Source organism: Lactobacillus sp. VURO6/B1 (VP7), assembly GCF_058139575.1.
Window position 1 is genome coordinate 21,315 of sequence record NZ_JBVOWJ010000002.1, and the last position, 24,767, is coordinate 46,081.

Annotated in this window: 25 protein-coding genes; 21 read left to right on the forward strand and 4 right to left on the reverse strand. The window is 36.1% G+C overall.

All coding sequences use genetic code 11. The features are described 5' to 3' along the window. Positions 1–7: 7 nt before the first annotated feature. The 7 genes from ACZ2M0_RS01265 (at position 8) to ACZ2M0_RS01295 (ending at position 5,291) form a co-directional block, all read left to right on the forward strand. Complete coding sequence (locus tag ACZ2M0_RS01265) at positions 8–1,075, forward strand: SIS domain-containing protein (protein WP_490058220.1); 1,068 nt, start codon at positions 8–10, stop codon at positions 1,073–1,075. Positions 1,076–1,100: 25 nt separating this feature from the next. Continuing rightward, positions 1,101–2,096 (forward strand): SIS domain-containing protein, encoded by a 996-nt coding sequence (locus ACZ2M0_RS01270; protein ID WP_490058221.1) that lies wholly within the window; start codon positions 1,101–1,103, stop codon positions 2,094–2,096. A 15-nt stretch (positions 2,097–2,111) separates the two neighbouring features. Continuing rightward, positions 2,112–2,525, forward strand: a complete 414-nt coding sequence (locus ACZ2M0_RS01275; RefSeq protein ID WP_490058222.1) for a PTS sugar transporter subunit IIA — start codon at positions 2,112–2,114, stop codon at positions 2,523–2,525. Positions 2,526–2,950: 425 nt separating this feature from the next. Continuing rightward, complete coding sequence (locus tag ACZ2M0_RS01280) at positions 2,951–3,178, forward strand: hypothetical protein (protein ID WP_223902419.1); 228 nt, start codon at positions 2,951–2,953, stop codon at positions 3,176–3,178. A gap of 261 nt (positions 3,179–3,439) precedes the next feature. Then, positions 3,440–3,775: a PTS sugar transporter subunit IIB gene (locus tag ACZ2M0_RS01285; protein WP_490058223.1), complete on the forward strand. Its 336-nt coding sequence runs from the start codon at positions 3,440–3,442 to the stop codon at positions 3,773–3,775. Positions 3,776–3,785: 10 nt separating this feature from the next. Next, positions 3,786–4,160 (forward strand): PTS lactose/cellobiose transporter subunit IIA, encoded by a 375-nt coding sequence (locus tag ACZ2M0_RS01290; RefSeq protein ID WP_490058224.1) that lies wholly within the window; start codon positions 3,786–3,788, stop codon positions 4,158–4,160. Positions 4,161–4,349: 189 nt separating this feature from the next. Next, on the forward strand, positions 4,350–5,291 hold the full coding sequence (locus ACZ2M0_RS01295; RefSeq protein WP_490058225.1) for an aldo/keto reductase: 942 nt from the start codon (positions 4,350–4,352) through the stop codon (positions 5,289–5,291). 164 nt (positions 5,292–5,455) lie between these two features. On the opposite strand, the gene ACZ2M0_RS01300 is transcribed toward ACZ2M0_RS01295, so the two are convergent. Next, positions 5,456–6,901, reverse strand: a complete 1,446-nt coding sequence (locus ACZ2M0_RS01300; RefSeq protein ID WP_490058226.1) for a 6-phospho-beta-glucosidase — start codon at positions 6,899–6,901, stop codon at positions 5,456–5,458. 169 nt (positions 6,902–7,070) lie between these two features. Here ACZ2M0_RS01300 and ACZ2M0_RS01305 point away from each other — a divergent pair, with 169 nt between their 5' ends. The 6 genes from ACZ2M0_RS01305 to ACZ2M0_RS01330 all read left to right on the forward strand — a co-directional run bounded on the left by ACZ2M0_RS01305 (position 7,071) and on the right by ACZ2M0_RS01330 (position 12,212). Further along, on the forward strand, positions 7,071–7,571 hold the full coding sequence (locus ACZ2M0_RS01305) for a PTS cellobiose transporter subunit IIA (protein ID WP_490058227.1): 501 nt from the start codon (positions 7,071–7,073) through the stop codon (positions 7,569–7,571). A gap of 84 nt (positions 7,572–7,655) precedes the next feature. After that, positions 7,656–9,014, forward strand: coding sequence for a PTS cellobiose transporter subunit IIC (gene celB / locus ACZ2M0_RS01310; protein WP_490058228.1), 1,359 nt, complete (start codon positions 7,656–7,658; stop codon positions 9,012–9,014). Positions 9,015–9,162: 148 nt separating this feature from the next. Then, positions 9,163–9,633, forward strand: a complete 471-nt coding sequence (locus tag ACZ2M0_RS01315) for a Dps family protein (protein WP_034977145.1) — start codon at positions 9,163–9,165, stop codon at positions 9,631–9,633. A gap of 116 nt (positions 9,634–9,749) precedes the next feature. Further along, the gene (gene rpiA / locus ACZ2M0_RS01320) at positions 9,750–10,442 is read left to right on the forward strand and encodes a ribose-5-phosphate isomerase RpiA (RefSeq protein ID WP_490058229.1); all 693 of its coding nucleotides are present in this window, start codon (positions 9,750–9,752) and stop codon (positions 10,440–10,442) included. Between the two features lie 112 nt (positions 10,443–10,554). After that, positions 10,555–11,478: a nucleoside hydrolase gene (locus ACZ2M0_RS01325; protein WP_490058230.1), complete on the forward strand. Its 924-nt coding sequence runs from the start codon at positions 10,555–10,557 to the stop codon at positions 11,476–11,478. A gap of 8 nt (positions 11,479–11,486) precedes the next feature. Further along, positions 11,487–12,212, forward strand: coding sequence for a GntR family transcriptional regulator (locus ACZ2M0_RS01330; protein WP_187154538.1), 726 nt, complete (start codon positions 11,487–11,489; stop codon positions 12,210–12,212). Between the two features lie 53 nt (positions 12,213–12,265). Here the strand turns inward: ACZ2M0_RS01330 and ACZ2M0_RS01335 are convergent, their stop codons facing one another. Both ACZ2M0_RS01335 and ACZ2M0_RS01340 read right to left on the reverse strand, forming a co-directional pair. Further along, positions 12,266–12,637, reverse strand: a complete 372-nt coding sequence (locus ACZ2M0_RS01335; protein ID WP_490058231.1) for a bacteriocin immunity protein — start codon at positions 12,635–12,637, stop codon at positions 12,266–12,268. A gap of 4 nt (positions 12,638–12,641) precedes the next feature. After that, a complete protein-coding gene (locus tag ACZ2M0_RS01340) occupies positions 12,642–13,406 on the reverse strand; it encodes a DeoR/GlpR family DNA-binding transcription regulator (RefSeq protein ID WP_490058232.1) in 765 nt (254 codons plus the stop codon). Positions 13,407–13,693: 287 nt separating this feature from the next. Between ACZ2M0_RS01340 and ACZ2M0_RS01345 the strand changes: the two genes are divergently transcribed. Both ACZ2M0_RS01345 and ACZ2M0_RS01350 read left to right on the forward strand, forming a co-directional pair. Beyond that, positions 13,694–16,096, forward strand: coding sequence for a phosphoketolase family protein (locus tag ACZ2M0_RS01345; protein WP_490058233.1), 2,403 nt, complete (start codon positions 13,694–13,696; stop codon positions 16,094–16,096). A gap of 246 nt (positions 16,097–16,342) precedes the next feature. After that, a complete protein-coding gene (locus ACZ2M0_RS01350) occupies positions 16,343–19,012 on the forward strand; it encodes a calcium-translocating P-type ATPase, PMCA-type (protein ID WP_490058234.1) in 2,670 nt (889 codons plus the stop codon). Positions 19,013–19,069: 57 nt separating this feature from the next. Here ACZ2M0_RS01350 and ACZ2M0_RS01355 read toward each other — a convergent pair whose 3' ends face one another. Beyond that, a complete protein-coding gene (locus ACZ2M0_RS01355) occupies positions 19,070–19,519 on the reverse strand; it encodes a GAF domain-containing protein (protein ID WP_490058235.1) in 450 nt (149 codons plus the stop codon). A gap of 332 nt (positions 19,520–19,851) precedes the next feature. Here ACZ2M0_RS01355 and ACZ2M0_RS01360 point away from each other — a divergent pair, with 332 nt between their 5' ends. The 6 genes from ACZ2M0_RS01360 to ACZ2M0_RS01385 all read left to right on the forward strand — a co-directional run bounded on the left by ACZ2M0_RS01360 (position 19,852) and on the right by ACZ2M0_RS01385 (position 24,761). Continuing rightward, complete coding sequence (locus ACZ2M0_RS01360; RefSeq protein WP_109585990.1) at positions 19,852–20,589, forward strand: amino acid ABC transporter ATP-binding protein; 738 nt, start codon at positions 19,852–19,854, stop codon at positions 20,587–20,589. A gap of 11 nt (positions 20,590–20,600) precedes the next feature. Further along, complete coding sequence (locus tag ACZ2M0_RS01365) at positions 20,601–21,416, forward strand: glutamate ABC transporter substrate-binding protein (RefSeq protein ID WP_122052070.1); 816 nt, start codon at positions 20,601–20,603, stop codon at positions 21,414–21,416. Beyond that, complete coding sequence (locus tag ACZ2M0_RS01370; protein WP_122052071.1) at positions 21,413–22,051, forward strand: amino acid ABC transporter permease; 639 nt, start codon at positions 21,413–21,415, stop codon at positions 22,049–22,051. The genes ACZ2M0_RS01365 and ACZ2M0_RS01370 overlap by 4 nt, the downstream gene beginning before the upstream one ends. Positions 22,052–22,067: 16 nt before the next feature. Beyond that, positions 22,068–22,721 (forward strand): amino acid ABC transporter permease, encoded by a 654-nt coding sequence (locus tag ACZ2M0_RS01375; RefSeq protein WP_490058236.1) that lies wholly within the window; start codon positions 22,068–22,070, stop codon positions 22,719–22,721. A 232-nt stretch (positions 22,722–22,953) separates the two neighbouring features. Continuing rightward, positions 22,954–23,931: an SIS domain-containing protein gene (locus ACZ2M0_RS01380; RefSeq protein WP_223902431.1), complete on the forward strand. Its 978-nt coding sequence runs from the start codon at positions 22,954–22,956 to the stop codon at positions 23,929–23,931. Between the two features lie 14 nt (positions 23,932–23,945). Continuing rightward, positions 23,946–24,761: a PfkB family carbohydrate kinase gene (locus ACZ2M0_RS01385; RefSeq protein WP_223902432.1), complete on the forward strand. Its 816-nt coding sequence runs from the start codon at positions 23,946–23,948 to the stop codon at positions 24,759–24,761. Positions 24,762–24,767: the final 6 nt, after the last annotated feature.

The window sequence follows — 24,767 nt, forward strand, 5'->3', positions numbered from 1 at the left end:
GATTCTTGTGAAAAGTATAGAAGATTATGTCCACTTAGAACCAAAATACTATGAAGCAGTTTTGCAAAATTATGACGATTTGTTTGCTAAGCAGATAGCACAAATAAATAACGATATTACTAATGTTGTTATTTATGCCACTGGTTCAAGCTCTAATGCCGCATATGGGGCATTGCCGTTTATGAGTAATATTTTAAAAATGCCTGTAAAAATTGAAGAGCCGTCTATAGCGGAAAACTATTTGCTTCATGTTGAGCAAAATTCTTTATGTATTGCAATATCTCAAGGAGGTCACAGCTATTCTGTAGTAAAAATTATTCAGCGATTACAAGATGCCGGTAATACAGTCTTTGCTTTAACCAGTGAACTTGATAGTCCAGTTGGCCAGGTTTGTCATCACGTTTTAGATATGGGAATGCCAGTTGAAGAAATGCCTTATGTCAGTGCTGGCTATAGCGTAGAAATTTTAGATTTAATGTTGTTAGCAATGTTAATTGCACAAAAAACAGGCAAGCTTTCGGCTGTAGAATTTACACCAATTTTAGCTGAAATAAAAAATATAGTTCAGAAGATGCCTGAAGTAATTAAGCGGGCAAGTAGTTGGGTTGAAAATAACATTAGTAAATTTGCCACCGCGAAGAGATTAGTTTTTATCGGTTACGGTGCAGCTTATGGTGTCAGCCGCGAAGGTGAAACCAAGACGACTGAAGCAGTTCGTATTAGTGCTTGGGGAAAAGAACTGGAAGAATACATGCACGGTCCTTATTTGGGGTTGAACCCGGATGACTTTATCATTTGTTTAGACCCGATGGGAAAATTACACGACAGAATGGCGCTTTTAAAGCGGTTCTTAAATAAGCATGTTAAAAATGTCTACACAATATATGCAGGTAAAGATGAAAATTCAACAGCTGACAACCTCAGTCTAGGTATTACAACAAGCGAACTTTTGGCTTCTTTATTTATGACTGTACCGATTCACTTGCTAGCCTATAAGTTATCACAAGTGAAGAAGATAGATTTGCAACATTCTGCGTACCCGGATTTTGATCAGATAACAGCTTCAAAAATATAATAATTTTAAAAAAGAGGAAGAAAAAATGCGTAAATTTAACAAGCAAAAATTAATTGATAGTATGACTGGTGCCCTAAAACTGCGGAGCCAAATTAAAGATGTGATTGATCCACTATTTAAAAAAGGCATAACCAATATTTGCTGGCTGGGAATCGGTGGCACCTATGCTTCGGGGATGCAGGCTAATATCCACATGAAAGAAAAAAGTGGTTTAGAAACTTTTTATCAAAATGCCGCTGAATATAATGTAACTGGTAATAAACGTATTACCGACAAGACCTTGGTGGTAATTTCCTCAGTTACTGGAAATACCAAAGAAATGGTTGATGCAGTTAAAAACTTAAACCAAGTTGGTGCAATCATTTTAGGTTTTATGGACGACCCACACGCTAAATTAGCTTCAATGCTAACGTATTGTATTTCTTATCCTGAAAATGAACAGTTAAAATTCTTCATGGTCGGAGACCGCTTAATGTATTTGAATGGCGAATTTCCAGATTATGATAAATTTTATCAAGAAATGGACCAACATTTTGCGAAAGACATTGCTGATATTGAAGAAAATGCGGATGATTTTGCCCAAAAATTTGCCGAGAAACACCATGACGATGAAATTCACTATTTTGTCGGTGCCGGCAATCAATGGGGTGCAACTTATTCATATGCAATGTGCTATTGGGAAGAACAACACTGGATTAGAACGCGCGCAGTAGAAGCAGCAGAATTTTTCCATGGGATGTTTGAAATTGTTGACCGTGATACACCAGTTACCGTCTATGTCGGTGAAGATAGTCAACGGCCATTAAGCGAACGTGTTGCTAAATTTTTACCAGAAATTTGTGGTAACTATACTATTATTGATTCTAAAGACTATGATCTGCCAGGCTTTTCTGAAAAATATCGTGGCACCTTGTCGCCGTTTGTCTTCCATGCTATTAATAACAGAATTGACGTTCATATTGAGCATATTAACCGTCATCCGATGGATATTCGCCGTTACTACCGCTGTTTAGATTATTAATTATAGTGTGATTATATGGTTGGAGTAATTATTTGTACACATGGTAATTCAGCACCTGAATTATTAAAGTCAGCAGAAATGATTTGTGGTAAACAAGTTAACTGCCAAACAGTGAGTTTCACAGAGGGTGAATCTTTAGAACAATTAAAGTCTGAAATAAGTGAAAAAATAAGTAAGCTAAAAGGGTCAGCTTTTTGTTTAACAGATTTAAAGGGAGGGACTCCTTTTAACACGCTGGTCAGCTTACTAAAGAGCAATCCGGAAATGGAAATTATCACGGGTGTTAATATTCCCATGTTGCTGGAACTGTTCATCAATCGCAATCAGTTAGAGAAAGAAAAGCTGCTATCAGCAATAATAGAAGCAGGTAAAACTGGAGTTTATCGCTACCAAGATGTCGAACCATCTGCTGATGACGAAGAATTTTAAATAAGAGAGTATAGCAGTCAATGCTATACTTTTTTATTAAAAGCTTTATAATGAATAAAATATAAGGATGAAAAGACTTTTTCAATATTAAAGAGGGCGAAAAAATGACTAACTTTTTGGCTAATATGATCTTTAAAAAACGATAAGGGGATCATATTAATTTTGCGAGCAATTTTTGAGTTAGTGAGTAGCTATAAATATACTAGAAATATTTTACGCAAGGGCACCAATAATGGCTATTCAATTCTAACAATTGCCGGTTCATTCTTTTTTTAACTTATTTATACAAATTGGCGGCTTCATTTGTCTCTTTGATCATTTTAAATTTAAAGTTAAAAACATGATAAAATTTTAGCCACTTTAATTTCGAAAGGTGGTAAAATTACTTTATAATATAGTAATGTAATTTAAAAGAGGGTGTTAAAATGACAAACTTTTTAACAAGTGCAGCATTTTTAATGATCATTGCTGTGATTATGATGGCTTTAGGGTCTTATCAAATAGTTAATAGTGTCGTTTATATCCGTGGCATTTTACATAAGGGCACTAATAACGGTTTTATGCCAGTGGCAATGTGGACTTCTCTAATTATTGGTTTGGCATTGTTAATTATTGGTATAGCTGGAAGTGTGATGGCTTTTAGGGGATTTTAACTAATTTTCTAAAAGTTCATAGGAATTATTACTTTGACAGATTTTCAAAAGAAACATTTGAACTATATTATATTAATATTCGTGGTAGTAAAAGTTTTGACAAAGCCACGAATATTTTTCTTTTAATCATAAACATAAGGTATAATAAAAGTTTTTTTATATAATATAAAAATTAATAGATATATTAGTAAGCGCTATTTTAAACGTGCTATAATAGAGAATATTAATATTAGGATACATTTTTAGGAGGAAAGTATTATTATGGCAGAACAAACTATTATGCTTAACTGCAGTGCCGGAATGAGTACATCTTTATTAGTTACCAAGATGCAACAAGCAGCAAAGGATCAGGGTATTGATGCACATATTTTTGCGTGTCCAGCATCAGAAGCTTCACAACACATTGAACAAGATCATCCCGACTGTGTGTTGCTTGGGCCGCAAATTCGTTATATGGAAGACGACTTTAAGAATAAAGTCCAAGGTCAAGGAAAAGAAGGCAATGATATTCCTCTTGGAGTTATTGATATGCGTGCCTATGGCATGATGGATGGTAAAAAGGTTTTACAACAAGCTGAAGACTTAATTAACGGATAAGGGGATTATAATGGCGGAAAAAGAAGCGGCTGAACAAAAAGAACAAGAAACTTTAGAAGCAGCCATGGGACTTATTGCCAACGGAGGCAATGCTAAAAGCCTTGCATTTGAAGCTATTCGCCTTGCAAAAAAGGGTGACATTGCAGGTGCGCGTGCTAAATTGAAGGAGTCAGACGACTCTTTGAATGAAGCACATAACTCTCAAACAGGGATGCTGACCAAAGAGGCTCAAGGAGATCACACGAAGGTTACACTTCTGGTGGTTCATTCTCAAGACCATTTGATGAATGCTATTACCTTTAGGGATTTAGCTGGAGAAATGGTAGACCTTTATGAAAAGCTTTTTAAAGCAGGTGCGTTAAAAGAAGAAACTGATAAAAAGTAGTTAAGAGTTCATGCCAGCAAAAATTTCAATTTGTTGAATAATAGAAATTTTTATAAGTTCAATGGTTAAAAACCAATTCAATAGATTGGGTTGCCTTTGATGAAATATTGTCTGCTTTTTTCTTACAAGTATAATCTACAAAGTTATTGCCTTGAGCCTCTCAAGTCATTTATTTAGGAGAGAATCAAAATGAAACAAATAAAAATTGGTAAAAGTGACGTTTATACTACTCCATTAGGTTTAGGAACTAACAAAGTTGGTGGACATAACTTATTTCAGAATTTAAATGAACAAGATGGCTATGATCTTTTAAGAGAAGCTTTAAAACAGGGAATTAACTTTTTTGATTCAGCTTATGTATATGGCCTTGGAAGATCTGAAGAAATTATTGGTGATGTGCTGCAAGACTATGATCGCTCAAAAGTAATAATTGCTACTAAGGCAGCTCAAGACCAGTCACACGATATGGCTATTAATAATAGTCCTGAGTTTATTAAAAAAGCAGTCGATGAAGCATTATTACGATTGCAAACAGATTATATTGATATTTTTTATATTCATTTTCCGGACAAGGATACGCCTAAAGATGAAGCAATCGAAACTTTAGATGAGATTCGAAAAGCGGGTAAAATAAGAGCAATTGGTGTTTCCAATTTTTCTTTAGCTCAGATTAAAGAAGCAAATAAAAATGGCAAAGTTGATATTGTTGAAGACCAGTTCAGCCTAGTTCATCAAGCTCCAGTTAAAGAAGAATTGAAGTACTTACAGGAAAATAATATTTCCTTTGTACCGTTCTTCCCATTAGCCTCAGGACTTTTGACCGGTAAATATTATTTAAAAGACTGGGCAAAGTTTAAGAATAGTGATGGTGGAAAATTACTGGGAGATTTCAGTGAAAAGCAGTATGATGATGCAATGAAAGGTATTGATGGCGTCAGAAAAATTGCTGCTGATCATCAAGCGACAGTTACACAAACTGTATTAGCTTGGTATATGGCAAATCCAGCAATTAGTGTTGTCATTCCTGGTGCACGTAATGCTGATCAAGTTAGAAGCAATGCAGCTGCTATGCAGGTTAATTTAACAACAGATGAATATCAGCAAATAGATCAATTATTTAGTAACTTTTAAAAAATAGTAACGTAGTTAATTTAACAGAATAGTTATGCTTTTTAGCACTATCAGTTTCTTTAAGGGCTTTTCAGGGACTATGGTAAAAAATTGAATACTTAAAAAATAAGCGATTCCTGCTGATTAGAGGAATCGCTTATTTTATGAGTGTTTAAAATATTATCTTAATCTAAATTTAGACCATTTGAACTAATAACTTTTTTATACCAATCAAATGAATCTTTGCGTGAGCGCTTCAAAGTACCTTCGCCAGCATCATTTTTGTCTACATAGATAAAGCCATAACGTTTATCCATTTGCCCTGTTCCAGCAGATACCAGGTCAATTGGACCCCAGGGCAGGTAACCCATTAGGTCAACCCCGTCAATTTCAACTGCTTTTTCCATTTCAGAAATGTGCTTTCTTAAGTAATCTACTCTGTAATCATCGTGAATAGAACCATCTTTTTCAACTTTGTCGTATGCACCTAAACCATTTTCCACAATAAAAAGTGGTTTATGATAGCGGTCAGTTAGATGGTTTAAAGCAATTCTTAAGCCAGCGGGATCAATCTCCCAGCCCCAATCACTTTTTTCCAAAGTTGGATTAGTAGCTTTTGCCTTAGATAAGTCATTTAATTCATCAGCTTTTACGTTTTGGGCTGAGACAGTTGTTGTTTGATAGTAACTGAAGCCCACGTAGTCAATTGTACCTTCTTTCAGTACAATTCTGTCTTCATCAGTAATATCAGGTCGATAGCTGTTTCGTTCAATATATGCTTCAACTTCTTTGGGATATTCACCAAAGACATGAACGTCTGAAAACCAGTCGCGCCGTTGCTCAAACTTGTCCGCTAAAAGCATATCAGCAGATGAAGGAGTCAAAGGCCTTACTGGAGAATAGTTAATCATACAGCCAATTTGAAAATCTGGGTTAATCTGATGTCCAACTTTAACAGCTAAGGCAGAGGCAACTAGTTCATAATGAGCTGCTTGATACATTGCAGCTTCTTTTTCTTTGTCAGTCATGTTCTTAAGAATAATCCCAGAATTGGTAGCCATTAAAAAGTCATCATTGTATGCAGATTGATTATCAATTTCATTGAAGGTCATCCAGTACCTTACTTTACTTTGATACCGTTTAAAGCAAACTGTGGCAAAGCGAACAAAGAAATCAATTACTTTGCGGTTAGTAAAGCCGTGGTACTTCTTAACTAAATTAAATGGTATTTCAAAGTGAGATAAAGTAATTACCGGTTCAATACCGTATTGATGGCAAGTATCAAATAAATCATCATAAAATTTTAAACCGGCTTCATTGGGCTTTTCATCATCACCATTGGGGAAAATCCTAGTCCAAGCAATGGAGGTCCTGAAGGCTTTAAAACCCATTTCTGCCATTAATTTAATATCTTCTTGATAGTGGTGATAAAAGTCTATTGCACTATGGTTAGGGTAATTTTTGCCTGCAACAATTCCGTCAGTAATTTCGCGTGGCTTAGAAGCTGAACCTACTGTCATGACGTCAGCAACTGACATTCCTTTGCCATCTTCGTTCCAAGCACCTTCTAACTGATGAGCAGCAACGGCTCCGCCCCATAAAAATCCATCTGGCATTTTGGCTGAATACATTTTTATCTCCTTTTTTTCTGATGATTGCATTAACAAATATATTTTATACTTATTGTTACTTTACCAGCAAGCTTCTCTATAAAGCTATTATTATTTTTAATAAATAATAGCTACTATATAATTGTTTGTATTATATAGTAAATATTTAAGATATAGAGGTTTGAGATATATGGCGCGAAAATTTTCTAATCAGGATGAAATTGAACATAAAAAACGTGAAGACAATATTAGGTATCTGTATTTTAGTCGTTATTTAATGGTGCGCTACACTGTAATATTTTTTCTTTTTTCCAATCTGCTATGGTTATTGATTTTGCTTGAATATCAGAAAATGCCAGGCATAATATTGTCAGGACTGATGACCTTCTTGTCTGGAATTGCCGCAATAGAACAACTAACTAAGATGCATAACCGCAAGAGTGACGTCCCAGTTACCAGGATTTATTTATGGATCCAAATTATTATTAATATTTTGGTAATTATATGTACATTTATACCATTAAAAATGAACTTTTTGCCATTTATTACAAACAGTAGCTTGAAATATTTAATACTAACTTTTTTACTCTTAGGAATAATAGTTGGACTTAGTAGCGAAAGGAGAATCTATAATATAAGAAGAGGCAAAGATAGATATTTAAAAGTAATTAAATCTGCTAAAAATAATTAGAGTATTGATTTCCTATTTACGTAAATATAAAATGTTAATTAATAGTTATTTATTAAAGTAATTAGTATGAAAGGAGTTATTTTAATGGCGGATACTGCTAAAAAGTCATTAAAGGATCAAATTGCAGAGATTGCTGGCAAGTTTGCTGGTACTCGATTTGTCAGGGCTATAATGGATGCAGGATTTAGTGTAATTTCGTTTTCTATTGTGGGTGCATTTTTCTTAATTATCACTGTGTTGCCGCAGGTTATTAAAATACCGGCCTTTATCAGCTTTTACGCTAATACTTTAGGCCGGTTTAATGATTTATTTCAGTCCGTGTATAATGCTACGATGGGCATTATAGCATTAGTATTTTCTGGCACCTTTGCATATTCATATACTAAGATTTATCAAGATGAAGAGCATATTAATGTCGTACCTTTAAACGGATTAATGATGTTTTTAATGGGCTTTTTTATCACGGTGGCAGAATTAGTTTGGAAAAACGGAAAAATGGTTTTTTTACAAACTTCTACCCAAAATAAAATGGTAGCTGGTGGATATGAAGCATCTACTTCTGGTATTTACCGTATTGGAGCAGTTGGTATTTTTATTGGCCTAGTTATTGCTTGGTTAACCGTTCAAATTTATCGTTATACTATCAAACATAATTGGCAAATAAAAATGCCTTCATCTGTGCCATCTGGCGTCGCCAATTCGTTTAGTGCTTTGATTCCTGCTTTTTGTGTCGCTCTGGTTGTAGCAGCTATTAATGGTGCTTTGGTTTTGGCGGGAACCGACATGTTCAATTTGTTATATGTTCCTTTCTCGTTTATTAGTAAAATTGCTGATACTTGGTGGGGCTTTTTGGTAATAATGTTTTTGCTGCACCTTCTTTGGTGGTTTGGCATTCACGGAGCAACAATCTTGAGTTCATTTTATTATCCAATCGTTTTAGCTAATATGGCTGCTAACGTGAATGGTGCTCATCGGTTCTTTGCCGGTGATCCAACTGATGCATTCATAAATGTTGGTGGTTCTGGTGCAATGCTTGGTGTAGCTATTTGGCTGGTTTTACGTGCTCGCTCTGCTCAGCTCAAGGAGTTGGGGAAAGTTGAAATCGTACCAGCCTTTTTTAATATCAACGAGCCCTTAATATTTGGTTTGCCTATTGTTTATAACATTGATCTTTTTATTCCTTTTGTTTGTGCACCGCTTGCAGCTGGTATTGTCGCGTATGTAGGAATAGAATCTCGTTTGGTCCCTGTGATCAGATTTCAGCAACCTTGGCCCACACCGGTTGGATTGAGTGGTTTTATTGCCACTGTAAGCTGGCAGGGAGCAGTACTTTCAATAACTTGTGCAATAGTAGCTTTTCTAGTTTGGTATCCGTTTATTAAGCACTATGACAACAAGCTTTTAAAACAAGAAAAGAAGCATCAAAAATCAGAAACTGCATAAAAAATAGATTATTTAAAATCTGTCTGGTAAAGGCAGATTTTTTATTATAGCAGGACTAAAAAATGCTAAACAATATTTTAGTATTAATAGCGCTTACTCGCTATAATAAAAGTGTAACAATATTATTTAATTTTGGAGGCACTTTTATATGAAATATCCAAAGACTAAAGAAGTTTTAAACCAATTAGTTGCTGATTTGACTCAACTACACATGGTGGTTCATCAACATCACTGGTACATGCGTGGTAATCGTTTTTTGAAATTACATCCATATTTAGATAAGGTAATGGACGAATTAGCTGACCAACTGGATCAAGTTTCTGAACGTTTAATTACTCTTGATGGTTCTCCAGTTTCAACCTTAGGTGAAATAGCAGCTAAAACTAAGATTCCTGATGAAAAGGGCAATTGGAACGAAACAATAGATGAACGTTATGCAAAAATTATTGAAGATTACCATTACCTTGATCAACTTTATGAAGAAGGCATTAAAGTCAGTGATGAAGAAGGAGACTATTCAACTAATGATATGTTAACTGGTTTCCACACTGATGTAGAAAAGAGAATTTGGATGATGTCAGGCGAAATTAACAAGGCTCCTGAAATTGATCCAGAATAATTAAGTGAAGTTTAAAAAGCAGTTTATGACTGCTTTTTTTGTGTCTTTTTTTGCTAATATTTTTGCTATAATAATTTTAGTCACAGATCAATTACGTATTTTAGAAAGCATGAATTATGAATAAAGAAGAACAGGATAAGTTAAAAAAGCAGGCTGCAATTAAAGCCGCTGAATTAGTAAAACCTGGAATGAAACTGGGAGTAGGTACTGGCTCAACAGTAGCATTTTTAATTGATGAATTGGGTAGAAGAAAAAAAGAAGAAGGACTTAATTTAGCAGCCGTGGTAACGACCTCAAGCAGAAGCAAGAAGCAAATGGAAAGCTACGGGTTTCATGTTGATGACTTGAAAGCAGTAGATCAACTGGATTTGACCATCGATGGTGCAGATAGATTAGCAGCTAATTTTGATGGTATTAAAGGTGGTGGTGGCGCTTTAACCATGGAAAAAAACGTTGCAGTTAATTCTCGCAGAATAATTTGGATTGTAGACGAATCTAAAGTGGTTGACCGATTGAGTGGCTTCGCTCTGCCTGTTGAAGTTTTACCTATTTCATGTGAACAAAATTTTAGACTTTTTCAAGCTGAAGGCTTGCACCCACAGTGGCGCATGGCAGGTAATGAACGCTTTATAACTCATTATGGCAATTTTATTATCGATTTGAATATTGATCCTATCCCAGTTCCTGGTGGTTTAGCTGATTATTTGGATCATACCGTAGGCGTGGTCGAACATGGGCTTTTTTTAGGGATGTGTGATGAAGCCATTATCGCTCATTCAAATGGTGAGATAGAAGATCGTAAAAAGTAAATTTATGAGTTGACCAAGTTTGTCTATTCGGTTAACTCTTTTTATTTTTACAGCAACGAGCAGCTAAATTTGGTATTATTGTTTTATAACCATTTTTAAAAAGAGGATACTTATGTTAAAAAAACCTTTGATAATTAGTACTGATCCCGGAATTGATGATGTTGTAGCAATTACCACTGCCTTATTTGCTCCTGAATTTGATGTTAAATTGATAGCAGCGACTTGGGGCAATGTACCATTGAAAAATACTTTGGACAATGCTTTAAAATTGGAAACATTTTTAAAAACCAATGTCCCCGTTGTCAGTGGTGCTGTCAGACCTTTACTGCGGGATCAAATCGATGCTTCAGATGTTCACGGTAAGAGTGGACTAGCTGGATTTGACTTTCCTGCGCCTAATCACAACTTATTGAAACCAGGTATCGCTGCAGAAGCAATTCATGAAGTTGTTGCTGGCAGTGCTGAAAAAGTAACGTTAATGCAAATTGGACCAGCAACAGATTTTGCACTTTACTTTAGGCAATTTCCAGAAGACTTGCCTAAAATTGAGCAATTGGTAATTATGGGCGGTGCAATTGGTCGTGGCAATTGGGGACCTTATGCAGAATATAATGTTGCAGGTGATCCTGAAGCAGCACAGATTGTTTTTTCAAGTGGCATAAAAATTTTGTTAGCACCTCTTGAATTAGGGCATCAAGCATATGTGACTCCAGATGTTTTGGCCCAAATTAAGCAATTGGGCAGAACTGGAGATATGCTCTATCATATTATGAGCAATTTACATGATCATACTGAAACCAATGGTCGTGAAGTATACGATGCATTGGCAGCTGGTATGCTGGTAAAACCCGAAATGTTTAACTTTAAGCCTGCATATGTCGTAGTAGATACCAAAAGTCCAAGTGCTTACGGTGCTTCTTTAATTGATTTTAATAACTTCTTTAACAAACCAGCAAATGTTCAAGTTGGAGTGAAAGTTGACCGGGTGCAATTTTCAGAATGGTTAGTTTCTTCCATCAGGAATATAAATAGTTGAGGTAGATAATGGCAGATTTCGTTTATCGTACTGTGATGCGTGATATTAAACAGAATATTCTAGATAACAAATATGAGGGGATGCGCCTTCCAGACGAGCGTAGTCTAGCTGAACACTATCAAGTAAGTCGTTCCTCAATGAAAAGAGCGATGGAGCTGCTTTCTCAACAAGGCATTGTCTTTAAAAAAAGGGGTAGTGGAACATTTATTAACCCTTTGTATTTAAAAAATCAGTCCTTGTTTCGTTATGAGGGGTCTAACTTAGGTTTAACTGATAGTTTGAAAGTTCCTGGCAAAAAGCAAGGAATTAAATTGCTGTCTTTTAGCGTAATCAAGACTCCTAAAGGAATTGCACAAGACTTGTTTCTGAAAGAAAATGACTTTGTGTACCAATTTAAAAGACTTCGTTTTTTAGATAAGCAACCATTTTTAATTGAAACTGGGTATGTACCAATTAAAATTGTTCCTGAGTTAAAACCTGAACACTTGAAAAAATCCCTTTTTAATTACCTCGAAGATTCGCAAAATAAAGTGGTTACCAAAGCCTTTCTGAATATTACTGTTGAGCCATCAAATGATGAAGATCAAACACGGCTTAATTTGAAAGAGAGCGAACCTGTCGGAGTAATGGAAGGTATTTTCTTTTTAGATGATGGTACGCCATTTGAAGTATCAACTATGCGTATTCATTATCAATATATGAGATTCAATACTTTTGTAAATTTGAATAAATGAAAAAGCAGGCCTTGGCCTGCTTTTTTGGGATACATTCTATTTAAAAAAGAAAATCAAATATTCTTGAATTGTTGCATATCCATAATCCGTCCAGTATAAACAAAGTTTAAGTTGATTTTTCTGGTTTTAGCACTTAAGTCACGTAAAAGTTTTTGCTGCAGAGTCGTTAAATGCAAATGCTGCAATGCGACACATGCCTCAATATACAATACTAATTTGCCGGTATAGTCTAATGGGTGATCTTGACTGTCAAACTTGCGCATTACCATACCAACGGCATCACGAATTTGCTTATACTTTTTGATATTCAATTCATTGTATATATTACTAAAAAAACTATTATAAAATTGGTTTAAATCTTGATAAACTTCTTCGATTAGCTGTTGCCGCTTTGTTGAAAACAAACTACCAAAAAAGCTCAACATAATCTCACTTCCTTAGTACTGAAATGATTTGCGTTTTTGGCGAAAAATTCTTTTGGAAATTTTCAGATAAAGGCAAATCTGTGATTAAAACGTCAATATTATTAAGTGGAATTGACATATAAGGAGAAGTATTTTGGCTATCAAATTTGTATTTTTCGGCAACGACGATCACTTGCTTAGCTCTTGAACTTGCAATCTTGATTAATTCTGAATCACTCATTTTTGTTGAATAGATACCGTCACTTTTAACATTTGAAGTACCAACAAAAGCAGTGTTAAAACTTATTTTCTGCAAAAGCTCAAGTGAGGTAATAGAGTAATTAAACCTATGTTCCTTATCAATTTTGCCCCCGAGAAGTCTCACATTAGGTAATTTAGATTGCATGAGAGCTAACGAATTATCAATTGAATTAGTAACGATTTGCAAATCAGTGCCGCAAATTAAGTCACACAATTTCTTTAAAGTGGTTGATGGACCGATAAAGTCACACTGGTTAGGATGGATAAATCTCTGAGCCATTTTTGCCATCTTAGTTTTAACTGGTGAATCGATTTGACTTCTCATGATAAAGTTAGGCACATCACTTCGATCTATTGCGACTAATCCACCATGAACTCTGATAGCTTGACCAGTTGCTGTTAACCGCACTACATCACGACGGGCCGTGTCAAAAGAAATGTTGAAATAATTTGCTAACTTGCGAGTACTCAAATGATTTTCTTGATTAAGCAATTGCTTAATTTGTTGCAGACGTTCTTCTTGTGTCATATTACCTCTCCTGTGCCTAATTTAGCACTAGAACAAACATTGTTTAATCACTTTTTCAGTATTTAACTTGAAAAATAAGTGTTTATCAGTATTTGAACATAAATATGCTGATCTGTAAATAGAAAATGGCATAATAATAGTATTACTTATCTACTTCGCAATAATTAAACACTTATTTTTTATAAATTGGGACGAACCAATTTCCAAAATGGTTGAACTTTACCCAAAACTTGCTATAATATGTTTATAAAATGAATTTTAGCAAATATTAAAAAGGGAGAATAAAAATGGCAGCTGATTACGACTCAAAAGAATTTCTCAAAAGTGTTGATGCTCACTGGCGTGCAGCAAATTATCTATCTGTAGGTCAACTTTTCTTAATGAGTAACCCATTATTAAAACATGATCTCAAAGCAAGTGAAGTTAAACCTAAGCCAATTGGTCACTGGGGCACTATTTCACCGCAAAACTTTATTTATGCTCATTTAAACAGAGTTATCAAAAAGTATGGTTTGAACATGTTCTATATTGAAGGCTCAGGTCATGGTGGTCAGGTTATGGTATCTAATTCATACCTTGATGGTTCATATAGTGAGCTTTACCCTGAAATTCAACAAGATGAAAAAGGAATGGCTAAGCTCTTTAAGCGTTTCAGTTTTCCAGGTGGTTCTGCTTCACACGCTGCACCTGAAACTCCTGGTTCAATGCACGAAGGTGGAGAACTAGGTTACTCACTTTCCCATGGTACAGGTGCAATTCTAGACAATCCTGACGTAATTGCAGCGGTTGAAATTGGTGATGGTGAGGCAGAAACAGGACCACTTGCAGCTAGCTGGTTTAGCGATAAATTTATCAACCCTATTAAGGACGGGGCAGTTTTACCAATCTTGCAAATTAATGGTTTCAAGATTTCAAATCCAACGATTGTTTCCAGAATGTCGGACGGAGAATTGACCAAGTACTTTGAAGGCATGGGCTGGCATCCTTATATTATTTCTGCATATAATGGCGGTGAATTTGATGGCTATAAAGAGCACATGCAGGTTCATGAAGAAATGGCTAAATTGATGGATACTGTCATTGAAGAAATTAAGTCTATTCAAAAGAATGCTCGTGAAAATAATGATGAAACCTTGCCCCACTGGCCAATGATCATTTTCCGGGTGCCAAAGGGCTGGACCGGTCCAAAGAAGGATCTTGATGGCAATCCTATTGAAAACTCGTTTAGAGCCCATCAAATTCCAATTCCTGTTGCTCAAGATGACATGGAACATAAAGATATGCTAGTTGATTGGCTTAAGAGCTATAAACCGGAAGAGTTATTCGATGAAAATGGTGTTCCAACTGAAATCGTGACAGCTGATAATGTTACTGGTGACAGCAGGATGGCCATGAATCCAATCACTAATGCGGGTGGAGAAAAAGCTAAGCGTCTTAGTTTGCCGGATTACCGTAAATATGCCTTGAAATTTGATCAACCAGGTTCTATTGAAGCTGAAGACATGACGGAATGGGCTAAATATTTAAACGAAATTGCTGAGCTCAATCCTAATACCTTCCGTGGCTTTGGTCCTGATGAAACTAAGTCAAACCGTTTATTCAAGTTTATTGATGAGCAAAAACGCCAATGGGAAAGTTCCGTTCATACACCTAATGATGAAAACCTGGCACCAAGTGGTCGTTTGATCGATTCACAATTGTCTGAGCACCAAGACGAAGGCTGGCTGGAGGGCTATGTTTTGTCTGGTCGTCACGGTTTCTTTGCTACTTATGAATCATTTGGTCGTGTTGTAGATTCAATGCTGACTCAGCACATGAAATGGTTAAGAAAGGCTAAGGAGCAGTATTGGCGTAAGGACTATCCGTCATTAAACTTTGTTGCAACTTCTACAGTTTTCCAACAAGACCATAATGGCTATACTCACCAAGACCCAGGTGTCTTGACTCACATGTATGAAAAGAATCGTCCGGATTTAGTTCACGAATATCTACCAGCTGATACCAATTCACTGTTGGCAGTTTCACAAAAAGCTTTCACCGATCGTGAATGTATTAATATTTTGGTAACTTCTAAGCAGGAAAGACCACAATGGTTCTCAATTGACGAAGCAACTCGTATTGCCAACCACGGCTTATCTTACATTGATTGGGCATCAACTGACCAAAATGCTAAGCCTGATGTTGTATTTGCCTCAACTGAAACGGAACCGACAATGGAATCCCTTGCTGCAATTGATATTTTGCATAAGAACTTCCCTGATCTTAAGATTCGTTATGTTAACGTAATTGATGTTATGAAATTAATGAATACTGAGGATAATCCAGAAGCAATTTCTGATGAAGAATTTGAGCAATTATTCCCAAGTGATGTGCCAGTGATTTTTGCATGGCATGGCTATAAGGCAATGATGCAATCCATTTGGTTTGGTCGCAAGCGTAGCAATGTTCATATTCACTGCTATGAGGAAGAAGGAGACATCACAACGCCATTTGACATGCGTGTAGTTAATAAACTTGATCGTTTCCATTTGGCAAAAGATGCCATTTTAAGTGTTCCTCGTTACGGTGAAAAGAGTGCAGGCTTTGTAGCGGAAATGGATAGATTACTTGCAAAACACCACCAATACATTCGTGACAATGGTAAAGATATGCCTGAAGTTACTGAATGGAAGTGGACCGGTCTTAAGTAAATATTAGTATTTATTAAAAACATGACCTCTCGAAATATGAAGTCATGTTTTTTATTTAATTAATTTAATAGCCTTATTCTTGTTAAAAGTAATAAATTTATTTATAATAAGAAGCATCATAAGGGAGTAACAGCAATTACTTGCGATAAGCCCAACACCCGAAGAAATACTTCTGGACTTATCTTAAATAGTGAGACTTGTGTGTGTTGTACATATAAGTCTCTTTTTTGTTATTAGGAGGTAAAGATGCCCCGGAATTTTTACAATCAAAAAATTGAGGATGTTGCAAAGGACTTTGCGACATCTGTAGCCAGTGGTTTAAAAGCAAGTCAAATAGACGGGTTACGAGCAAAATATGGCTCTAATAGTTTGACCAGTAAAAAGAAAGTTAGCATTTGGCAACGCTTTTTAGCCCAATTTAAAGATTTCATGATCATTGTTTTGATAGTCGCAGCATTGCTTTCCGGCTTTGTGGCTCAAGAATGGACAGACGCAGCTATTATTATGATTGTGGTCATTTTGAACGCTGTTTTAGGCGTTTTTCAAGAAACACGTTCTGAAGAAGCAATTAATGCTTTAAAGAAAATGGCTACTCCTAACGCCCATGTTCGGCGTGATGGTCAAATTGTGGAAATACCAAGTACGGAACTAGTACCTGGGGACGTGGTCTTGCTTGAAGCAGGTGATGTTGTACCAGCTGATTTGCGGTTGACTCTTACTAAAAGTCTCAAAATCGAAGAATCAGCTTTGACTGGTGAGTCGGTTCCGGTTGATAAAACTAGTGAAGCTGTTAATGAAGAAAAGGTAGCACTAGCCGACCAGGATAATATGGCATTTGCTAATACCAATGTCACATATGGGCGTGGTGAAGGTATTGTTACCGCAACAGGAATGACCACTGAGGTCGGCAAAATTGCCACAATGCTTAACAACACTGATGAAACGGATACACCATTAAAGCGTAATCTAAACCAGTTAGGCAAAACGCTAACTATCATGATTCTGCTAATATGTGCTGTGGTCTTTGTTGTAGGCTTTTTTACCAAAAAAGGAACAGAACCAACAGATAAATTAGCAATCGATATGTTCTTAGTAGCTGTCTCACTTGCTGTTGCAGCAATTCCGGAAGGATTACCTGCAATCGTAACTATTATTTTGGCTCTAGGTACTCAGGTAATGGCCAAGCACAACTCAATTGTGCGTAAGTTGCCAGCAGTGGAAACGTTGGGAGCAACGGATATTATTTGCTCTGATAAAACAGGTACCTTAACTCAAAATAAAATGACGGTTGAACAGGTTTATTATGATAACCAGGTTCATAATTCTTCAAATAGCATTAATCATGATAATCATGCTTTGATGGCAATGGTTTTAGCTAATGATTCAAAACTTGATGATAACAATCAATTGTTGGGCGACCCAACTGAAACAGCTTTGATTCAGTATGCGCTTGACCAAAAAATTGATGTGCATAATTTACTTGTAAAGCATAAGAGGCTCCAGGAAGTGCCATTTGATTCCGGCCGTAAATTAATGAGCACTGTCAATGAAGACAGCGGTCAATATTTTGTAGCGGTTAAGGGGGCACCAGATCAACTGCTTAAACGGGTAACGCGGATTGAACTTGATGGTAAAGTCAGTGAGATCACTGAGAAGCAAAAAGATGAAATTATGCTTTCAAATCAAAATATGGCTAAAAACGCCTTGCGGGTTTTGGGGCTAGCTTATAAACCAGTTGAACAATTATACGATGATCCTACAACTGATAATGTTGAGCAGGACTTGATTTTTGCTGGCTTGGTGGGGATGATTGACCCAGAACGTCCTGAAGCTAAAGAGGCTATTAAAGAAGCTCACAGTGCCGGCATTAGAACAGTTATGATTACAGGCGACTTTCAAGTCACTGCCCAAGCTATTGCAGAAAGGCTGGGGATTTTAAAGCCTGGTCAAGATGAACGGGTAGTTACCGGTGCACAACTGGATGAATTTAGTGATGAGTACTTAGAAAAACATGTAACTGATTTTGATGTATATGCCAGGGTTTCTCCGGAACACAAAGTTCGTATTGTTAAGGCTTGGCAAGCTCAAGGCAAAATTGTAGCTATGACAGGGGACGGAGTTAATGACGCACCTAGTTTAAAACAAGCTGACATTGGTATCGGTATGGGCATCACTGGTACAGAAGTATCAAAAGGTGCCAGTGATATGGTTTTAGCAGATGACAACTTTGCCACGATTGTTGAAGCGGTTAAACAAGGACGCAAGGTCTTTAGCAATATTCAAAAAGCCATTCTTTATCTCATGAGTTGTAATGTTGGAGAAGTTTTAACAGTATTCATGATGACTATGTTGGGCTGGGATATTTTAGCTCCAGTGCAATTGCTGTGGATTAACTTGGTGACAGATACTTTACCGGCTATTGCTTTGGGACTTGAACCAGTTGAAAAAGGCATTATGAAACGGACACCTCGGGGTAAAAAATCAAATTTCTTTAGCGGCGGCGTTGCCAGCTCAATTGTTTATCAAGGAATACTAGAGGGGATCATTGTTTTAACCACTTATCAACTAGGTTTAAATTTTGGCCCTCACATGGGTCATGCCAATCTGCAACATGCTGATGCTCTGACAATGGCCTTTCTTACATTAGGACTCATTCAACTGTTTCATGCTTTCAATTCTAAGTACATACACCAGTCTATTTTTTCTAAGCAAACATTTGCTAATAAATGGTTTAATTGGGCAATATTAATTTCAGCTGTGGTAATGGCTGCAGTAGAATTGCCGTTTATGACAAAATTTTTTGATGTCACAGAATTGAATTCCACACAATGGTTGATAGTTTTAGGTGCTGGAATTTGTATGATTGTAATAGTCGAAATTGTCAAAGCATTTCAACGTCTAGCAGGCAAAAAGTAGAAAGCTATATAATAAAGAGTTCCGCAATCTTAATATAGATTGCGGAACTTTTTTTGTTTATTTTGAAACAAGATCAGCTATTTTTGCTAAATATTCAGCATCAATTTGATCAAATCTATTGAAAATATTGCTGTCAAGGTCAAGAACGGCAAGAAGCTTCTTATTGTGAATAATAGGAACAACGATTTCTGAATTGGTATTAGCGTCACAGGCAATATGACCACTAAACTCGTGAACATTAGGCACAATTTGAATTTGCTGAGTCTTTGCAGCGACACCGCAGACCCCTTTTCCTAATTGAATATGCATGCAAGCGACTGGCCCTTGAAAAGGTCCTAAAATGAGCTCTTGCTCTTGAAAACGATAAAATCCGGCATAACTTACTTCAGCTAAACTATTAAAAAGTAGTGCACTGATGTTACTCATGTTGGCAATTAAGTCGTGTTCACCTTGAAGAAGGTTGCCAGCCTGTTTTAAAAGTAATTTATAAGTTTTTTCTTTATCCATAAGTTTTCTCCTTAATTAGAGTGTATGCTAGTCAAACTATTTTTGGAAGAAAAAAATGCAAATAAGAGTATATTTTTCACAGATAATTTTAATTATAAATGGCATTTTTTGACATTAATTTATTATTAATGAACATACAAAAGCCCTTTTTATTACTGTACTTTCCCGTCGTAACGCTAACTATGTGACTTTCAAGTCAATGTGAATTAAGCAGATCTTTCTATAAATTTTTATTAAAAACACTGTATTACTTTTAAAATTCTTAACGGTTATAGTAAAATAGATTCTACAACTTATTATTTCATGCATTGATTATGAAAGGGGCGATGACAATGTCGATGATAGAGTTCCATGACGTGCAAAAATTTTATGGCCATTTTCATGCACTGCACGACATTAATTTAGAGATTGATGAAGGCGAAACGGTGGTTCTGATTGGACCATCTGGTTCAGGTAAGAGTACTTTAGTACGGACCGTAAACGGGCTTGAATCAATCCAGAAAGGTAAGTTAGTAGTTAACGGTCACGATCTTTCAGATCCAAAGACCAACCTCAACATCTTACGGAGTGATGTTGGGATGGTTTTCCAGCACTTTAATTTATACAAAAATAAAGATGTACTGGAAAATATCATGCTGGCTCCCAGAATAGTAAGCCACATGCCTGAAGAAGAAAATAAAAAACAGGCGTTAGATTTACTTGATATGGTTGGGCTACGCAAATGGGCACATAATATGCCTTCACAAATTTCTGGTGGTCAAAAGCAGCGTGTTGCTATTGCCAGAACATTGGCAATGAGACCAAAACTAATTTTATATGATGAACCAACTTCTGCTCTTGATCCGGAAATGATTGATGATGTTTTACAAGTTATGAAGAAAGTTACCACTGAAAGTGGTATGACTTCATTAATTGTTACTCACGAAATGGGCTTTGCTAAAGAGGTGGCAAATAGAGTTATCTTTATGGATCAAGGTCGAATTGTTGAGGATGATGATAGCGAAAGCTTCTTTAAGCAGCCTAAGACGGAGCGGGCACAACAATTTTTGAGTAAAATTATTTCTCACTAAGGAGGCCAATTATGAAAAAGAAATTTTGGCTGTTTCCTTTATTAGCATGTATTTTGATGTTAACCGGTTGTGGTAAAAGTCTTAGTGATCAATCTGTTTTAAATAATGCCAAACAAGCAAATACTATTGTTTGGGGTGTTAAAGGTGATGTTAAACTTTTTGGCTTAATTGATGTTAAGGATGGTCAGCAAAAGGGTTTTGATGTTGATATGGCAAAACATATCACAAAGCATATATTAGGACCTCAAGGAAAAGCTGAGTTTGTAACAACAACCTCTCAATCCAGAATTCCACTTTTAAAGAACGGAAATGTGGATGCCGTTATAGCCACAATGTCAATCACGCCCGAGCGTAAAAAGATTATTTCTTTTTCAAAGTCATACTTTGACGCGGGTCAGTCACTTTTAGTTCCTAAAGATTCTTCAATTAAGAGTACAAAGGACCTTAATGGCAAGACAGTTATCGGTGTTGTCGGTGCCAACTCGGTTGAAAACATTAAAAAGGTGGCTCCAAGAGCAAAAGTGATTGAATTGCAAGACTATGCTCAGGCAATGAACGCTTTAAAATCACATCAGGGGGATGCATTAACTACTGATAACGGAATTTTATTTGGGTTAGCAGTTCAAAATCCAGGCTACGAAGTTCGTGGTGGCACTTTTACTGTTGAACCTTACGGTGTTGCGGTTAATAAGGGACAAACCTCATTTACTGAAGCTGTAGACAAGGCAGTTCTTGAGATGCAGCATGATGGTGAATATAATCGCTTAATTAAAAAGTGGTTTGGCGATGTTCCAGGATTTAAGTATAAGGAGCTGTATCGCCGATGATTAATATTTTTTCAAAATTCAGCAGCCAGCTGTTTGTTGGCTTGGGCTGGACAATACTATCTAGTGTAATTGCTTTATTTTTCAGTTTAATAATTGGCACAATATTTGCAATTATGGAAGTTGTTCCAAGTAAAGTAATGCGTGTAATTGGGCATGCTTATGTGGAAATAATGCGTAACATTCCTTTGCTTGTAATCACTATGTTTTTCTACTTGGTAATTCCGATGTATGTTGTCAAAATCAACGGTTTTACAGCTGGTACAATTGGGTTAACTCTGTATACTTCTGCTTTTATTGCCGAGACAATTCGTTCAGGAATTCAATCAGTTTCCGGCGGTCAAATGGAAGGTGCGAGATCAACTGGTATGACCTACTGGCAGGCAATGCGTTATATAATTTTGCCTCAAGCATTCAAGATAGTAATACCACCTTTAGGAAATCAGTTTGTTAACCTGGTAAAAAATTCTTCAGTTCTAGCCTTTGTAGCAGGATTTGATTTAATGTACCAAGCAAATTCAATTGCATCAACAACTTTTGATACTATTAACAGTTATTTAGTTGTAGGTGTTCTATATCTAATTGTTACACTGCCTATTAGCTATTATATGCGGCACTTGGAAAAGAAATTAGGTTAAAAGGAGGTACTAGAAAATGCAAAATTGGGTGAACGCCTTTTCGTGGCTTAATGTGCGCTTTTTGTTGATGGGCCTCTGGGTAACTATTTACATCTCCGTAATTTCAGTCATTCTAAGCTTTATTATTGGTTCCATTTTAGGAATAATTAGATATTCTAAAATTAAATATGTTTCAGCAATTGTAGGTTTCGTTATTGATATTATTCGTAACATTCCTTTGCTGCTAATTATCTTTTTTACTTATTTTGGACTACCAAACTTTGGCTTAAGGCCGGAAACAATACCGGCAGCGATTATTGCAATGACAGTATTTGAATCCTGCATGATTGCAGAAATTGTGCGTTCAGGTATTCAGTCTGTTTCTATCGGTCAGATGGAAGGCGCAAGATCAACTGGCATGTCTTTTGTTCAGGCATTATGGCATGTTGTATTGCCTCAGGCTTATAAAAACATGATTCCAACAATTATCAGTCAGTTTGTTTCTCTGATTAAGGATACATCTCTAGCAACAATCATTGTTGTGCCTGAAATGATGCAGCACGCACAAGTCATTTATGGTCAGAATGCAAATTATATTTTGCCTATGTTTGCTGCCTTAGCTGTATTGTACTTTGCGGTTTGCTTTACACTTTCAATTGTTGGTAGTATGATTAGCAAACATTTATCTTAAATAAGAATTTAATTAGCAATTATTAAAAAGCATTTCACTAATTTGTGAAATGCTTTTTTTGCATACTTTGATGTATAGGCAATTGGTTTATACCAGTTCACAAAATTTTTATTAATTTTTTACTAAGTGATCATTTTTATTAAATAATTTTAAGAAAACTCTTGACATATTAAAAACTAGCGATTATCTTATAATATAACATCATATAACAAGAATGATTGAGAGGTTAAAAATGAAAAAAGAATATCAACAAGAAATTAAGAACGCCCTTGCCGCTACAGAGAAGCTCGATGGCATTAATCATGTTTATTTTGTAGCTTGTGGAGGATCGATGGCTTTTATGCAGCCAGCTGAATATATTTTCAATCGTGAATGCGATATCCCAGCTACAATTTTACCTGCACGAGAATTCACAACCCGTAATCCTCACGATTTAGGCAAGCACAGTTTAGTTGTTTCTTGTTCACATTCTGGTACTACACCAGAAACAAATGAAGCAGTCAATTTTGCCAAAGGTAAAGGGGCTTTAACAGTTGGCATTACCTACACGGCAGGTTCTGACTTAGACAAGAATTCAGATTTCACTTTGCATTATAGCTGGGGCAAAGGAACGGATGCTTCTGATTTAAATAATGGAGTTTTATATGGTTTTTTGTTTAGCTTATTGAAGTCTGTAACTGGTGATAATAAATATGAAAAAGGCCTGAAGGCTCTGGATAGTTTAGAAACTATGGCTGATAGGGTAAGGAAGCAATTTGGCGAAACTGCTAAGAAGTGGACCAGTGAATTAAAACGTGAAAAATTAATTTATGCTGTAGGTTCAGGTATTAATACTGGAGAAACATATTCATTTTCAGCATGCTGGCTTCAAGAAATGCAATGGATTCATAGTGGTTACATCAATTCTGCCGAGTATTTCCATGGTCCATTTGAAGTAACAGATTTTGATGTGCCTTTTATCATTTGTAAAGGATTAGGCGTTACTAGAAAGATGGATCAACGTGTAATCGATTTTGCCAAAAAGCATAGTCAAAAAGTTTATGTGATTGACGACGCTGACTTTGATATGCATGAAGTAGATGACGACTTTAAAGAATACTATTCTCAGATTCTTTCAGGAGTAGCTTTCCGTCAATTAGCCGAAGGCTTTGCTTATGAAAGAGGACACTCATTAGATGTTCGTCGTTATATGGGACACCTCAATTATTAAAAAGGCTGCAAATCATGAAAATAATTGCAGTTGGTGACAATGTGGCTGACACATACATCAAGCAAAAGGTATTTTTCCCAGGCGGAAATTGTGTCAATGTAGCAGTTGATGCCAAAAAGGCCGGAGCTGACGTATCAGCTTACCTGGGAATGTTTGGAGATGACGATCGGGCACAGCATATTAAACAATCTTTAGCAGAAGAAAATGTGGAACTCATTAATTGTCGAGAGGTCTATGCGCCTACAGCACAACCTCGAGTTATTCTCACGGATGATGGTGATAGAACTTTTGCCCCCGGTCCTAAAAATTCAGTAATGCATTTGTTGTCCTTAAGACTTACCCCGACAGATTTTGCTGAAATAAAAAAATTTGACGTGGTTCATGTTGGAATTGATTCGGGAATTGAAAATTATCTTGATGAACTGCATCATATTACTAAAGTATCATTTGATTTTTCAGATTCTCGTAATGAAAGTTATTTTAAACGTGTTTTGCCGTTTGTAGATTATGCTTTCTTTTCTGGTTCAGAGATGTCTGATGAACAAGTGGAAGGATTTGCTAAAAAATATTTAACTTTAGGACCAGAAGTCATTGTTATAACTCGGGGTGCCAAGCCAGCTTTCTTGTTGACATCGCAAGAGTCCCTTTATCAAGAACCACAAACTGGGAAGATTGTCGACACGATGGGAGCAGGTGACAGCTTTATTGGCGGCTTTCTAGTTTCCTATTTGAATCAAAAAAATTTGCAAGAAGCTGCTTTAGCTGCTAGTAAAAATGCTGCAGCTACTTGCCAACTATCTGGTGGCTTTGGTCATCAGAAATCTTTTTAGAAAAGA

Excerpts from the sequence above, each read along its gene's own strand:
- ACZ2M0_RS01385 (WP_223902432.1), top strand. The coding sequence starts at position 23,946 with ATGAAAATAATTGCAGTTGGTGACAATGTGGCTGACACATACATCAAG.
- ACZ2M0_RS01360 (WP_109585990.1), top strand. The coding sequence starts at position 19,852 with ATGTCGATGATAGAGTTCCATGACGTGCAAAAATTTTATGGCCATTTT.
- ACZ2M0_RS01345 (WP_490058233.1), top strand. The coding sequence starts at position 13,694 with ATGGCAGCTGATTACGACTCAAAAGAATTTCTCAAAAGTGTTGATGCT.
- ACZ2M0_RS01315 (WP_034977145.1), top strand. The coding sequence starts at position 9,163 with ATGAAATATCCAAAGACTAAAGAAGTTTTAAACCAATTAGTTGCTGAT.
- ACZ2M0_RS01335 (WP_490058231.1), bottom strand. The coding sequence starts at position 12,637 with ATGTTGAGCTTTTTTGGTAGTTTGTTTTCAACAAAGCGGCAACAGCTA.
- ACZ2M0_RS01300 (WP_490058226.1), bottom strand. The coding sequence starts at position 6,901 with ATGTATTCAGCCAAAATGCCAGATGGATTTTTATGGGGCGGAGCCGTT.
- ACZ2M0_RS01330 (WP_187154538.1), top strand. The coding sequence starts at position 11,487 with ATGGCAGATTTCGTTTATCGTACTGTGATGCGTGATATTAAACAGAAT.
- ACZ2M0_RS01375 (WP_490058236.1), top strand. The coding sequence starts at position 22,068 with ATGCAAAATTGGGTGAACGCCTTTTCGTGGCTTAATGTGCGCTTTTTG.
- ACZ2M0_RS01350 (WP_490058234.1), top strand. The coding sequence starts at position 16,343 with ATGCCCCGGAATTTTTACAATCAAAAAATTGAGGATGTTGCAAAGGAC.
- ACZ2M0_RS01355 (WP_490058235.1), bottom strand. The coding sequence starts at position 19,519 with ATGGATAAAGAAAAAACTTATAAATTACTTTTAAAACAGGCTGGCAAC.
- ACZ2M0_RS01325 (WP_490058230.1), top strand. The coding sequence starts at position 10,555 with ATGTTAAAAAAACCTTTGATAATTAGTACTGATCCCGGAATTGATGAT.
- ACZ2M0_RS01305 (WP_490058227.1), top strand. The coding sequence starts at position 7,071 with ATGGCGCGAAAATTTTCTAATCAGGATGAAATTGAACATAAAAAACGT.
- ACZ2M0_RS01285 (WP_490058223.1), top strand. The coding sequence starts at position 3,440 with ATGGCAGAACAAACTATTATGCTTAACTGCAGTGCCGGAATGAGTACA.
- ACZ2M0_RS01270 (WP_490058221.1), top strand. The coding sequence starts at position 1,101 with ATGCGTAAATTTAACAAGCAAAAATTAATTGATAGTATGACTGGTGCC.
- ACZ2M0_RS01340 (WP_490058232.1), bottom strand. The coding sequence starts at position 13,406 with ATGACACAAGAAGAACGTCTGCAACAAATTAAGCAATTGCTTAATCAA.
- ACZ2M0_RS01275 (WP_490058222.1), top strand. The coding sequence starts at position 2,112 with ATGGTTGGAGTAATTATTTGTACACATGGTAATTCAGCACCTGAATTA.
- ACZ2M0_RS01280 (WP_223902419.1), top strand. The coding sequence starts at position 2,951 with ATGACAAACTTTTTAACAAGTGCAGCATTTTTAATGATCATTGCTGTG.
- ACZ2M0_RS01365 (WP_122052070.1), top strand. The coding sequence starts at position 20,601 with ATGAAAAAGAAATTTTGGCTGTTTCCTTTATTAGCATGTATTTTGATG.
- ACZ2M0_RS01295 (WP_490058225.1), top strand. The coding sequence starts at position 4,350 with ATGAAACAAATAAAAATTGGTAAAAGTGACGTTTATACTACTCCATTA.
- ACZ2M0_RS01290 (WP_490058224.1), top strand. The coding sequence starts at position 3,786 with ATGGCGGAAAAAGAAGCGGCTGAACAAAAAGAACAAGAAACTTTAGAA.
- ACZ2M0_RS01380 (WP_223902431.1), top strand. The coding sequence starts at position 22,954 with ATGAAAAAAGAATATCAACAAGAAATTAAGAACGCCCTTGCCGCTACA.
- ACZ2M0_RS01370 (WP_122052071.1), top strand. The coding sequence starts at position 21,413 with ATGATTAATATTTTTTCAAAATTCAGCAGCCAGCTGTTTGTTGGCTTG.
- rpiA (WP_490058229.1), top strand. The coding sequence starts at position 9,750 with ATGAATAAAGAAGAACAGGATAAGTTAAAAAAGCAGGCTGCAATTAAA.
- celB (WP_490058228.1), top strand. The coding sequence starts at position 7,656 with ATGGCGGATACTGCTAAAAAGTCATTAAAGGATCAAATTGCAGAGATT.